Genomic DNA, 13,101 nt, shown 5'->3' with positions numbered 1-13,101 from the left:
ACGGGTCCAGAAGGGTGGCTATGAACGGCCACGGGGCGGATATTTCGGGCGAATCAAGGCACTTTGATTCAACCGCGTCGGTCACAGGGTCCGCCCGCCAGGAGGCGCCCACCGACGGGAAACTGGCGGCATGGCAACGCGACCACCAAGCGGGGCGATAGCGTGCCCCGAAGAACTCAAGAATTTGATCCTGCCGGCGCTCATCCGGCTAGCGAACGGCGGGTCCGACCACAGCGGGAACGTTGGTCGTGACCCCTGATGCCCCGAGCCGGGCGAAGTACTGTGCATCGGCCGGATCGTCGATCGTCCAGACGTGAAAATCGTCGCAGCCTCCGCGACGAAGCTCGGCGATAAAGGCGTCATCAATGACGTCGCGTTTTCCCTGCATGCCCACACCGTCGGCCGACGTTTCTCGCACGGTTTGTGCGATCTGCGCCGCCGTCGGTCGAACAACACCGTCGTCTCCCTGACGAAAACTGGTCAGCCAGTGAACGGGAATCTGCGGCAACAGTTCCTTGCACTTGGCGACCGTGTCTTCCTGGAACGCGATGATCAACAAATCGATCTGGCCGTGATGCAGGCGATCCAATTCGGCTTTCAGCGGAGCAACGATTTCGGGACCGACTTTCAGCTCGATCACAAAACGCTTGCCTTCCGGCACGCTTTGATAGACCTGTTGGAAAGTCGGGATGACCGTCCCGTGAAACTCGGGGGCTTTCCATTGGCCGTATTCCAAGCCACGCAGTTGGTCCAGCGTGCAATCCTTCACGACCAACTTTTTGCCGCCGGTCCGTTCGGTGTCCTTGTCGTGGTGACAGACGATCTGCCCGTCGATGGTCAGATAAAAATCGCCTTCGACGCCATCGGCCTGTTGTTCGAACGCCAATTCGAATGCGGGCAGCGTGTTTTCCGGGGCGTCGGCCGATGCGCCGCGATGGGCGATCACCAACGGTTTTTCAGCAATGGTCGGATGAACATTCACAAAGGCAAGCGTGATCGGCAGGGCGAATCGCAAACACGTCACGGCGGGGCGGCACAAAGTCGTCGTGTCAAAGATCATGGGGTCCAGCGTTTCCAATAGTCCGCCAAGGAAAACCGCAGATCGTCACGGTGTTTGTCGATCGACCGGTTCAGCTTGTCGGTAAGTTTCTCGTTCAGTTTGTCCAGCCAGAATCGCTTCAAATTCCGTTCGACGACCGTCCCGATTTCCTCGGCCACTTCGCCGCCAACGTGGCTGACGCGATGCAGGTCGAATGAAACCAGTGTCAGCTTCGCGGCCGCCACATGCGGTGCGATCACCAGGGCCGGAGGAAGTTCGGTGTAGTCGGTCGCGAAATCAACGCCCATGGTCGCATCAATGCGGACCTGCATGTTGCCATGCGTGGTCAAGCTGTACCATTTGACGCCCAGATTCCAGCGTTGCAATTGTGCCGTGAAATCCAGCGGCGCCGATGCAACCACATCAATCCACCACCGTTTTTCTTCTTGTCTTAACGACCGGACCTCGATCTGAACGGGTAACCGTGATCCCGGGCGGTGGTCGCGGGCCCAGGCGGGCCGGTCGGTCTGTCCAGGCGAAAAGATTTCATAGCGGAACCAGCGGCCGTGTTCCTGATCGTGCCACTTGCGATGGGTCCGCAGCTTCAGCCCGTCCAGTTTCATGTCGACACCGGCCCAGACACGCTTCACGCGTCCCCAATCCTTGTCGCCTCGATACACGGGCGGCAATTGATCCAGGCCCCAATTGACCAACCACTGAACCGAATCGCGGACTTCGGTGTCCGAAACCACGGCGGACGAACCCGCGACCGAAGAATCAATCGATTGTTGCCCCAGCGACAGGCGACGATTCCCGGCGATCCAGGCGGCCGCCAAGGCGACCAAGCGGCGACGATCCAGCCAGGTCGTCAGCGGGTTTCCCCTGACAGCACGACCAGGCGGATCCGAGACACGCGAGCGGTCGCTAGGGACAGAATTCGGTGATCGTGACACGGCATCGGACTCCTTGTTTCGCTGACAGTCGGCCACGCTTGGGCGTGTATCGCAGAAGCCCGCTGGGGGTGTCGAGCCCGCTGTTGCCGACCTCGCCACGCCGCGGCAAACCGCTCGGCGTCCCGATTGACCGAAAATGGCCGTCCGAACGGCCGTTGACATCCCGCCACTGACAGTTGACAGTTGCGGGAATCCTTCCTGTTTTTCCACCCGGAACCGACCATCGACCCATGCCCGACGGCTCATCGTCCGCACCGCAGACCCTTTTGGACAAAATCTGGGACCAGCACGTGGTCCACCAACCGGAAAGCGGTCCCGCAATTCTGTACATCGACCTGCACTTGGTCCACGAAGTCACCAGCCCCCAAGCGTTCGAAGGATTGCGGATCAACAACCGCAAAGTCCGACGACCTGAACGCACGCTGGCCACTCCGGACCACAACGTCCCGACGACCGACCGCAGCCTGCCGATCGCTGATCCGATCAGCAAGAAGCAGATCGAAACCCTGCGTCAGAACTGCAAGGACTTCGGTGTCACCCTGTTCGACATCGGCGACGTCCGCCAGGGCATCGTCCACGTCATCGGCCCGGAAAACGGCTACACCCAGCCCGGCATGACGATCGTTTGCGGCGACAGCCACACGGCGACCCACGGGGCCTTCGGCGCTCTGGCCTTCGGCATCGGCACCAGCGAAGTCGAACACGTGATGGCGACCCAAACGTTGCTGCAGTTCAAACCCAAGACGTTCGAATTACGCGTCGACGGCGAACTGGCCCGCGGCGTGACCGCCAAAGATTTGATCCTTTATCTGATCGGGCAAATCGGCACCGCCGGTGGCACGGGATACGTCTTGGAATACACCGGTGATTGCGTCCGCGCTCTTTCGATGGAAGAACGCATGACGGTGTGCAACATGTCGATCGAAGCGGGTGCCCGCGCCGGCATGATCGCTCCCGACGAAACCACGTTCGAATACCTGCGTGGCAAACCAGAAGTCCCGAAGGACTTCGATGCCGCCGTGCAGCGCTGGCGTCAATTGGTGACCGATCCCGGTGCGTCTTACGATCGGTCCAACGTTTACCAGGGTGCGGACATCCAACCGCAAGTCACCTGGGGAACGAACCCGGGCCAGGTCCGCAGCATCACCGATCCGATTCCCGACCCGGCCGACTTTGACGATCCGGTCGAACAAAAATCAACCGCCCAGGCGCTCCAGTACATGGGGCTGACCGCCAAGACGCCGATGACCGACTTGACGCTCGATCGGGTTTTCATCGGGTCGTGCACCAACGCCCGCATCGAAGATTTGCGTGCCGCAGCGGAGGTCGTCAAAGGTCATCGCTGCAGCGATCGCGTCAACGCGATGGTCGTTCCGGGCAGCGGCCAGGTGAAGACTCAGGCCGAAAAGGAAGGCTTGGACAAGGTTTTCCGCGAAGCCGGATTTGATTGGCGGGAAGCGGGTTGCAGCATGTGCCTGGCAATGAACCCCGACAAGCTGTCACCGGGCGAACGTTGCGCCAGCACCAGCAACCGGAATTTCGAAGGCCGGCAAGGCAAAGGCGGACGGACCCACTTGGTCAGCCCCGCGATGGCCGCCGCCGCAGCGGTCGAAGGTCATTTCGTCGACATCCGCCAGTGGGATTATCGATAGACCGGAATGCCACAGCGGCACGGTCGATCATTCGCACCTGCCGCGATTCGCCCGGTCATGATTCGCCCAGCGCGGCACCTTCCGCCGCTTCAATCGTTCGCAACCACAACCGTTTTCGATCCGACATGCAAAACTTCACCATCCACACCGGCGTGGTCGCGACCCTGGATCGCGCCAATGTCGACACCGATCAGATCATCCCCAAGCAATTCCTGAAGCGTATCGAACGCACGGGATTCGGCCAGTTTTTGTTTTATGACTGGCGTTATCTGGACGACGGCGAAACCCCCAATCCGGAATTTGAACTGAACCGCGTCAACGTCAAAGGCGCGTCGATCTTGGTCGCCGGCCCGAACTTTGGCAGCGGCAGCAGTCGCGAACACGCCGTTTGGGCGCTGGACGATTACGGCATCCGCTGCGTTATCGCTCCTTCGTTCGCCGATATCTTCTTCAACAACTGTTTCAAAAACGGACTGTTGCCGATCGTCTTGCCCCAAGCCGATGTGGACGAACTGTTCCAGCGGACCGAAGCTCATTCGCCGTATCAGTTGACGGTGAACCTGGAAGATCAAACGATCACCGACAACAAAGGCTTTGATCGTTCGTTCGAAGTGGACGAAAGTCGCCGGCACAAACTGCTGCACGGTCTGGACGATATCGCCCAAACCTTGCAGCACGAAGAAAAGATTACGGCCTACGAAAACGCGCGTACTTGGTGATCCGGCCATGCTCGGACGATTCGTCGCGGTGGTGTTTGTCGCTGTTCAACTGGCAAGCATCACGGACGCCGCCGAACCAAAGACCAAAGCCCGCGGACAGACCGCGGGCCAAACGTGGAACATTGCCCAGACATGGGAAATCGACCATGTTCCCGCCTCGTTTCCGGTCGGCTTCTGTTTGCTGACCGACGGTCCGAATCAATACGTCGCGTACTACGACGAGGACCATCAAATGGTGGTCGCGTGTCGCCGTCTTCACGAAAACCAGTGGGATCGTGTTGTCTTACCCAGCAAGGTCGGCTGGGACAGCCATAACTACATCACGATGGCGGTGGATTCCCGGGGAAGTCTGCACGTTTCGGGCAACATGCACGCCGTGCCACTGGTTTACTTCCGCACCGATGTTCCCGGTCAGATTCAAACACTGCGGTCTGCCTCGATGACCGGCAACGACGAAGATCGGTGCACGTACCCACGTTTTTTACAGGATGCGGACGGGAACCTGCTTTACACCTATCGTTCCGGTGGCAGCGGCAACGGGCGGCGTTTGTACAACCGATTCGATAGCGAAACCGGCCGCTGGCATCGGTTTCTGGACGTCCCCCTGTTCGACGGATTGGGGCAATGCAACGCCTATCCGATCGGACCGACCCAAGGTCCCGACGGCCACTTTCATGTGTCCTGGGTTTGGCGAGACACGCCCGATTGCGCGACCAACCACGACCTTTCCTACGCACGCAGTGCGGATTTGAAACATTGGGAAACCGCCCACGGCAGCCCGCTGCGTTTGCCGATAACCCCTGATCAAACAGCCGCGGTCGTTGATCCGGTCCCGTCTGGCGGTGGGATCATCAACAGCGGGATTCGCATGACATTCGATCGGGCAAACCAACCGTTGTTGGCGTATCACAAACGTGATGCAAATGGACACATGCAGGCGTTTGTTGCGACGCCTCGCAAGGACCACTGGTTATCACAAGCGATCACCGATTGGGACGCACCCATTTTGTTTGCCGGTCGTGGATCAATGCCGTTCATCGGCATCAAGGTCTCCACACCAAAGGTGGTCGACGAAAAATCAATCGTTGTCGGATTCCGGCATCAAGAACACGGCAGTGGCCGAATCGTTTTAGATGCTGGAACTCTGCGGCCAGTCGATCGGAAAGTCACGATTGAACGTGAGTTTCCACCAACACTTAGCCGAGTGCGGATCGACTTTCCCGGCATGCAACATCGCTTGACAACCGACATCGGCGCATCACCCGATGCCGACGAACGCTATGTGCTGCGTTGGGAAACCCTGGGGTCGCACCACGACCGTCGGCCGCCCGACCCGCTGCCGCCGCCGAGCAAGTTGCAGCTGGTGCGACTGGTTCGCGGGGCGGTGCAGGATTAATCAGGATCAAAACATGGGGCCGAATTCAGTCGTCCCGACGTTCGACTAGACGGGCAGCTTGCCGAAGCTTTCGATTTCTTCGGCGGTGAATTTCTGTCCCAGCCGCGCGCCCATCTGCGACACGATTCGAGCCGCCGCGTGGGAAGCCAGATGGCCGGCCTGGCGCCAATTCATGCCGCTGGTGATGCCGTACAACATCGCCCCGGCGTACATGTCACCAGCACCGGTGGTGTCGACGGCATCCACGACGACGCCTTCGATCGGAAACGCTTCGCCGCCGTGCATGATGATCGAACCCTTCGGTCCCAACGTCAGGGCGACGTTCTCACAGTGTTCATGAATCTTGCCCGCCGCGACGATCGGATCTTCTTCACCGGTCAGACTCTTGGCCTCTTCTTCGTTGCAGAAGAACAAGTCGACCGGTCCGGTGATCAGATCCCAAATCTCGTCACGGATCATGTTCACCAGAAACGGATCACTTGCGGTGAACGCGACTTTGACGCCATGCTGTTTCGCCAATTCCATGGTCCGGTACGCGGCCTGCTTGGTGCCATCACCGGGCAACAAATAGCCTTCGACATAGACATACTTGGATTGCCGAATCATGTCATCGGTGACGTCTTGGTCACTGAGCGTCGCCGAGGCCCCAAGGTTGGTCAGCATCGTTCGCTGTGCGTCCTCGGTGATCAGAATCGCACAGGTTCCGGTCCGCACACCTTCGGTCGGTTCGACATCGATACCAATGCCAAGTTTCCGCATATCGTCCAGAAAGAAGTCGCCGATTTCATCCTGGCCGATCTTTCCCAAAAATGCGGCGGACCCGCCAAAGTCGGCCAAGGCCACGACGGTGTTGGCCGCCGACCCGCCGGCGCAACGATTCAGGGGCGTCCCGTCGACCGCTTTCAACACGGCCGCTTGGCGGTCATCGTCGACCAGCGTCATGACCCCCTTATCCAATTCCAGCTCGGACAAAACCGCGTCACCGACACGGGCCTGGATGTCGACCAAGGCGTTGCCCAGAGCGAACACGTCATACTTCGTCATCAAACAATCAATCGGGTTTTCGGACCGGACGCTCCACCAACCGGAACAGGAAATCGGGCGGCGACGATGGACCGGCGGAGCGGCGGTGATGATCGTCGGCCTAGAAACGTGACGGCTGGCAGCCTAGTGACATCCGCCGCTGACATGAAGGGATGGACACCACCAGGGCGAGGGCAGATTTCCAAAATTTTGGCCGACATGCTGAATTTTTGTGACCTAGGTTTCGAGTGAACGCAGATCTTCTGCGGTCTTCTCACACGCCTAGTCGAAACAAAAATCACCGGAGCATTCATACCATGAAACGCTGCAAAAAGTCAGGTTTTTCGCTGCTTGAAGTCATCGCCGCCGTCATCATCCTTGCCGTCGTTGCAGCCGCCACTGTGGCAACGGTCGCACCGATGCGGGCCAAGAGCGAAGAAAAGATGGACGTCCAAACCAAGGCTTCGTTGGACGCGATGAGCCAGACCTATTTCCTGGAAAACCAAGCCTTTCCCCGCAGCATCAACAACTTGGTGACCTCCGGCTATCTGAAGAACGATACCCAGGCAGAACAAGACTACGTGCGAGCGTTGAGCCGCAAATGGAAAGTCGACCGCAACACCGGTGAGTGGACCGAACGCTAAGACCGCCTCTGGCGAATCTTTGCCCCACACATCGACGAAAGAAGTCCGCCCTGGGCATGTCTGGCATTTCCCGTGTCCGGCCGGTTCCTGTGGCGGACTTTTTTATTTCATGGTCAATCCTCAGGCTCTGTACCGCTTGCCCGGCATGGTGTTTCGAACAATGAATCACTCGCATCGCACGACCGATCCGGCGTTCGCTTCGCCGCGGCCGTCAGGGCGCCGACGTGACGGAATGTCATTGATCGAAGTCACCATGATCTTGATCGTCATCAGCGGTGTTGCCTTGATCGGGATGACACAACTGGACGGACAGTGGTACGCCCGACGAAACGTTCGCGGCGACGCCGAACAATTGCGTCAGGCCCTGCGCACGATTCGCAACACCGCGATCGAACAACAAGCCGATGTTCGGGTGACTATGGATACACGCAACGACCAATGGCAGATTGACCAAGCCGCTGGACCGATGGGACCGGCCAAACAATGGACGATCGCCTTGCAGTCAACCGCCAGCCTGCGTCCGACACGAAACAATGTGACCTTCTATCCGACCGGTTCGGCCGATCGCGACGTCCAACTGCGTCTCAGTGACGGCACCGTCACCGATGAAGTCCGCATCACCGCCGTTTCAGGAACGATCCAATGATTCGATGTCGTCGCAATCATCGTCGTGGGGCCACGCTGATCGATGTCGCCGCGGGCAGCATGTTGCTGGCGGTGGTCTTGATCCCTTCGGTCAAAATGCTTCAGCAGAACGAAAGCCTGCACCGGAGATCGTCGCTTCGCGAAACGATGCTTCACGAAGCCGAACAGTTGCTGGAACAAACCAAAATCCGCCTGACCGATCCTTCGGTCTTCGATTCGACATTCCGGCGCAGTCGCCCTGTGGTCCAAAACCTTAGCTTGACCGCAACGGACGGTCCGCCCCTGCGTGCAACTTTGACAACCGCCGCTGATACGACGTTGCCCGCGGGAATGGAAGTGATCACCATCGATGCCCTGGTGTGGCGAGACGTCAACAACAATCGGCGCTACGACATGGATGAACCGGCCGAATCCTTGCGAACGCAAAGGGCCGCGCCATGACGACACGCAAAGCAGTGCCTCGCGAGATAACGCCGGACCGTGCAAAGGCCTGCCCGCCGAGGAGACCTGTCCGCCGAACTCGTGCCGGCATCAGCATCCTGGAAGTGATCGCGTGCACCATGATTGTGGCCGTGATGATGGTCCCGATCGCCGGCGTGATGCGATCAAGTTCTCAGGCAATCGCCCGTGCCCAAGGTGACGGAAGCATCGAAAGTCAGGGGCGACGTTCGCTGCGATGGTTGGCGGATCAAATCCGTATGAATCCACACACTCAAGTGGTTTCCGGGGGACGTGCCTTGCGGATCACGACCCTGGCCGGCCGCACCGCGTTGGTTCGCATCAATCGCAGCCAACTGGTCATGGACGATGGCATCGCCACCACGGTACTGGCGGAATCGGCCAGCGCGTTTCGTGCGACCGAATTGAAATCGACCGCGACGGGCAATCCGGTCGTGGGGCTGGAATTGCAACTGGACATTCGCGATCCGGCGACTCGGGTTACCAAGTCAGCCGCTATGACGGTCGCCCTCTAGGATCCACAACATGTCTGCGCAACGCCCACAATCGACACTTCGCCACCGTCATCGCCAGGGCGGTGCGGTTTTGCTGTGCACCTTGGCCGCGGCTGTTCTATCGATCAGCGCGATTGCCATCCTGCGTGCCGGCACCCATCAACGCCAGCGCATCAACAGCCTGCGTACGGCGGCCCAGGCTCGCCAAACCGCCGCCGGCCTGATTGCCCGTGCCGAAGCTTTTGTGCACCAAGACACCGCCTTTGCGGGAAACGTGGTCGATCCAACCGCAATGATCCCGGGTGCTTTCGCCGTGGTGACCAATGACGGCATGGGCAATGTGACCATCGCGGCCTATTTGTATCCCGGTGCAACCGCTGCGGCGGCAGCCAAACGCATCACGCTGCCCTGATCCCCCCTGCGAGTGCCGGGATTGCATTTGATGGGATTTCCCCATCCCGACGGCTGGTCTGTTATCTTCACGAGTCATCCGCGACGCGATCATCCGTCGGGCTTCTGTGTCGACATTGCTTTCGACCGGCGCCCGTACTCGTCGACTTCGCCCCCGCCTTCCACGCCCCACCTCCATCGATCAATTCTTGCCATGATCTTGCGCCCCAAGGTTTGCTTGTCCGCACTTGTATTGTTGTCTTTACCCACCGGATTGCCTTGGCCCAGTCCGACAACGACACAGGCACAAGACGCCTCATCGCCAAACTTTGTGGTCTTCATCGCCGATGATGCCGCCTGGGACGATTTCGGTACCTACGGCAACGAAACGATCCGAACGCCCAATATCGATGCGCTGGCCGAGAATGGGCTGCGGTTCGACCGCGCCTATTTGACGTGTTCGTCGTGCAGCCCCAGTCGTTGTTCCATTCTGACCAGCCGATACCCACATTCGACCGGCGCGGGCGAGCTTCACCTTCCTTTGCCGGCCGATCAGGTCATGGTCACGACGCCGCTTCGGGAAGCCGGCTATCACACCGTCGCCGCCGGAAAGTGGCACCTGGGAAACGACGCCAAATCGCAGTTTGATCGTGTCTTGGATACCAATGGTGGGCCCGGCAACAACGGTCGCTGGGTCGAAGCGGTCACCGATCGTCCGGCGGATCAGCCCTTCTTTGCGTGGTTGGCCAGTAGCGACCCACACCGCGGGTACCAGCCCGGTGCCGTGGATCCACCGCACGATCCGGCCGACGTTCGCGTTCCCGCAATTTTCCCCGACACCCCGGCCGTTCGCGAAGACATCGCGTTGTACTACGACGAGATCAGCCGTTTCGACCAGTACATCGGCAAGGTGGTCGAAACCCTGGACCGGCAAGGCGTGCTGGAAAACACCGTGGTGTTTGTCATCAGCGATAACGGCCGGCCGTTCCCACACTGCAAGACGCGCGTCAACGTCGACGGCGTACGGACGCCGCTCGTGGTCCACTGGCCGGCCGGATTGAAGGCCACGGGATCGACCCAAAGTCTTGTCAGTGTGATCGATCTGGTCGCAACCATGGTGGATTTGGCCGGTGTCGACCGACCGCCAACCTTTCAAGGCGTATCAATCCGCCCAATCCTAAACGACTCCGATGCAACGGTCCGTCGCTTTGCGTTCGCCGAACACAACTGGCACGATTATCGGGCACGTGAACGAGCCGTGATCACGCAGGACCACCTGATGATCCGAAACGACCTGCCCGAGTTGCCCGCGACACCGCCGGCCGATGGGGTTCGCAGTGCTACGTACCAGGAAATGCAACGACTGCGAGACGAAGGTCGCCTAACAGGACCGCCCACCGACGTTTTCATGGTGCCACGACCCCGCTTTGCCCTGTACGACGTCGCCGCCGATCCGCATTGCTTGGATAACCTGTACGACCGCCCGGCCAACGAATCGGTGCAGCAATCATTGCGCTCGGCGTTGGACGCCTTTGCCGACCTGACCGCCGACAATTTTGACGGCAACGCCGAAGGTCTGACTCCAGACGGATTTGATCGCGATACCGGACTTCGGTTGCCCGCCAATCAGCGATCCTCTGGAAGCAAACGCAAGAAGCCCACCGCAAAATAGTCATTCGCGATTCGTCAACGCCCAAGACGATGCCGATCACAAGTAACGTGCCAGCGGTCCGCCACGTGCGGCCCGCGCGTCCACCTTGGCCGTCACCTGGGGATCTTCGATCAGCGGCGGTGCGTGAAAGTCTTTGCTTCGCGCATCGATCACCAATGGCCCCACGCACCCCCAATGCTTTTGAACGATTGCGGCACCGACCCCTGCGATGTCGACCGCGGGATTGCTGCGGGTGAACGTCAGCCATAGCCAGTTGTCGATCGTCTTGGCGGCGAATTCCGAATCGTCGACGACGGTGATCAGCGGCCAAGCACGCAGCGATTCGTCGGGCTGTCCGCCTGGGCCGCCGGCCAAACTTTCGCACAGCCGCCGCAGATCATTGGCCGCCGAGTCCACACCATGTCGCGGCCCGCAAATCGCCAGCACGCCCGGTATCACAACCCTAGGACCAGAAAAACCATCAGGTAGTTTCAAATCCGCGGGCACCTCCGTTCCAAGCGTTCGCACCGGAGCCCCCGTCGCAGCCACAACGACTTTGGATCCTTGATTGAATCCATGACCGCTGTAGTCCAGCGTGTCGATCGTGGTCTTGGTTTGGAAGTGCAAGTCGCGACGCCAATCAACCCGGCACAACAGATGATTCATGAACGATGCGATATCGTGAATCTTCAACGTCTGATCGGGATCATCGGTGATCCACAAATATTTCGCCAGCGACAACTGACCATTGCCCAAAATGGCATTCGCCTGGGTCAGCAATTCCTGGGGCTCGCTTCGTTCCATGTATGGCATGTATCGTTCGCTGCCGATGGCCAACAACAGCGGATGAACGCCGGCCGCATCGACCGCGTGAACCGCCTTCACCCCCGGGATGACCGTGGGGATGATCGGATCGGTCAGTTCGTGAATGAGCTGACCGAACGTGGTGTCTTCCTGTGGCGGACGCCCCACCACGGTGAAAGGCCAGATAGCGTCGTCGCGGTGCCAGACATGCTGGACACGAAGCACCGGGTAATCGTGCCGCAAACTGTAATAGCCCAAGTGATCTCCAAAGGGGCCTTCGGGTTTGGTGCGACCGGGATCGATCGTTCCCACAATCGCAAAATCGGCATCGGCATAAACCGGTGCGTGATCACCGACGATCATGCGAATCCGGCGACCGGCAAGCGCCCCGGCAAACGTCAGTTCCGTCAATCCTTCTGGCAATGGCATCACCGCCGCCAAAGACATCGCCGGACTGCCGCCAACGGTGATCACCACCTTTAAAGGTTGGCCCAGGTCGAGCGCACGGCGATGGTGCACGCCGATGCCGCGATGGATCTGATAGTGCAATCCGGTTTCGCGATCCGTTTCGTAGTCGTTGCCATCCAGCTGGACCCGATACATTCCCAGATTGATCTTCATCAGATGATTCGGTTGATCCGGATCACTGCTCAGGACCTGTGGCAGCGTCACAAAGGCACCACCGTCATCGGGCCAGCACTTGATCGGCGGCAACTTGGACAACGCCGTCTGATGTCCCATCACCGCGCCACGGCGGACCTTTCGAGGCAACATCCGCACAGCCGTCACGGGAACTCCGGCGTAGCGTAGCGGCCGCTTGGGCAATGCGGACGGATCCACCTTCATCTCGATCAGACGGCGTACCGATTCCAGTGTGCTACGAAACAGATAGCGTGCCTGGTCCAAGGAACCGAACAGATTCGATACCGCAGGAAACGGAGTCCCAGTCAAGTGATGGAACAGGACCGCGGGACCGCCGTTGGCATAGACGCGGCGTTGGATCTCCGCGGCTTCCAAGTGGGGATCCACTGGATCGTCGATCTCGATCAACCGACCGCCGGCACGAAGGTCGTCAACAACGTCACGGGTACTTCGATGCTTCACGATCGGGAATCTCTTGCACGTACTGTCGATCGCCCCCTTTTTGCCTTTCACCCGAGCCGTCAACTGGCGGATTTAATCAGGGGAGCTGGCTGTGATAACCGTTACCGCGGCGCTACACTAACGCGTCG

Annotated in this window: 13 protein-coding genes; 9 read left to right on the top strand and 4 right to left on the bottom strand. The window is 59.5% G+C overall.

What is annotated here, in order from left to right; all coding sequences use genetic code 11:
* Positions 1-208: 208 nt before the first annotated feature.
* Both HFP54_RS08710 and HFP54_RS08705 read right to left on the bottom strand, forming a co-directional pair.
* Entirely contained in the window at positions 209-1,060 is an 852-nt protein-coding gene (locus tag HFP54_RS08710) for a glycerophosphodiester phosphodiesterase family protein (protein WP_168564845.1), read from the bottom strand.
* On the bottom strand, positions 1,057-1,992 hold the full coding sequence (locus HFP54_RS08705) for a hypothetical protein (protein WP_168564844.1): 936 nt from the start codon (positions 1,990-1,992) through the stop codon (positions 1,057-1,059). Before HFP54_RS08705 ends, HFP54_RS08710 begins: the two co-directional genes overlap by 4 nt.
* Positions 1,993-2,222: 230 nt before the next feature.
* Between HFP54_RS08705 and leuC the strand changes: the two genes are divergently transcribed.
* From leuC to HFP54_RS08690, 3 genes are all read left to right on the top strand, one after another.
* The gene (leuC, locus tag HFP54_RS08700; protein ID WP_146415561.1) at positions 2,223-3,644 is read left to right on the top strand and encodes a 3-isopropylmalate dehydratase large subunit; all 1,422 of its coding nucleotides are present in this window, start codon (positions 2,223-2,225) and stop codon (positions 3,642-3,644) included.
* Positions 3,645-3,769: 125 nt separating this feature from the next.
* Positions 3,770-4,363 (top strand): 3-isopropylmalate dehydratase small subunit, encoded by a 594-nt coding sequence (gene leuD, locus HFP54_RS08695; RefSeq protein WP_145294019.1) that lies wholly within the window; start codon positions 3,770-3,772, stop codon positions 4,361-4,363.
* A 7-nt stretch (positions 4,364-4,370) separates the two neighbouring features.
* The gene (locus HFP54_RS08690) at positions 4,371-5,759 is read left to right on the top strand and encodes a BNR repeat-containing protein (protein WP_168564843.1); all 1,389 of its coding nucleotides are present in this window, start codon (positions 4,371-4,373) and stop codon (positions 5,757-5,759) included.
* Between the two features lie 45 nt (positions 5,760-5,804).
* Here HFP54_RS08690 and HFP54_RS08685 read toward each other — a convergent pair whose 3' ends face one another.
* Complete coding sequence (locus tag HFP54_RS08685) at positions 5,805-6,803, bottom strand: adenosine kinase (RefSeq protein ID WP_146415563.1); 999 nt, start codon at positions 6,801-6,803, stop codon at positions 5,805-5,807.
* 296 nt (positions 6,804-7,099) lie between these two features.
* Here HFP54_RS08685 and HFP54_RS08680 point away from each other — a divergent pair, with 296 nt between their 5' ends.
* The 6 genes from HFP54_RS08680 (at position 7,100) to HFP54_RS08655 (ending at position 11,086) form a co-directional block, all read left to right on the top strand.
* Positions 7,100-7,426: a prepilin-type N-terminal cleavage/methylation domain-containing protein gene (locus tag HFP54_RS08680; RefSeq protein WP_168564842.1), complete on the top strand. Its 327-nt coding sequence runs from the start codon at positions 7,100-7,102 to the stop codon at positions 7,424-7,426.
* 232 nt (positions 7,427-7,658) lie between these two features.
* Positions 7,659-8,072, top strand: coding sequence for a GspH/FimT family pseudopilin (locus HFP54_RS08675; protein ID WP_168564841.1), 414 nt, complete (start codon positions 7,659-7,661; stop codon positions 8,070-8,072).
* A complete protein-coding gene (locus tag HFP54_RS08670) occupies positions 8,069-8,512 on the top strand; it encodes a type IV pilus modification PilV family protein (RefSeq protein WP_168564840.1) in 444 nt (147 codons plus the stop codon). The genes HFP54_RS08675 and HFP54_RS08670 overlap by 4 nt, the downstream gene beginning before the upstream one ends.
* Positions 8,509-9,045 carry a hypothetical protein gene (locus HFP54_RS08665; protein ID WP_168564839.1) on the top strand — a complete coding sequence of 179 codons (537 nt, stop codon included), beginning with the start codon at positions 8,509-8,511 and terminating at the stop codon, positions 9,043-9,045. The genes HFP54_RS08670 and HFP54_RS08665 overlap by 4 nt, the downstream gene beginning before the upstream one ends.
* Before the next feature lie 10 nt (positions 9,046-9,055).
* Positions 9,056-9,436, top strand: coding sequence for a hypothetical protein (locus HFP54_RS08660; RefSeq protein ID WP_168564838.1), 381 nt, complete (start codon positions 9,056-9,058; stop codon positions 9,434-9,436).
* A gap of 192 nt (positions 9,437-9,628) precedes the next feature.
* On the top strand, positions 9,629-11,086 hold the full coding sequence (locus HFP54_RS08655) for a sulfatase family protein (RefSeq protein ID WP_168564837.1): 1,458 nt from the start codon (positions 9,629-9,631) through the stop codon (positions 11,084-11,086).
* A 36-nt stretch (positions 11,087-11,122) separates the two neighbouring features.
* On the opposite strand, the gene HFP54_RS08650 is transcribed toward HFP54_RS08655, so the two are convergent.
* Positions 11,123-12,973 carry a UbiD family decarboxylase gene (locus tag HFP54_RS08650; RefSeq protein WP_168564836.1) on the bottom strand — a complete coding sequence of 617 codons (1,851 nt, stop codon included), beginning with the start codon at positions 12,971-12,973 and terminating at the stop codon, positions 11,123-11,125.
* Between the last annotated feature and the right edge of the window lie 128 nt (positions 12,974-13,101).

It is taken from the genome of Crateriforma spongiae, assembly GCF_012290005.1.
GTDB classification, from domain to species: Bacteria; Planctomycetota; Planctomycetia; order Pirellulales; family Pirellulaceae; genus Crateriforma; species Crateriforma spongiae.
This window is presented reverse-complemented; position numbering and strand designations above follow the sequence as displayed.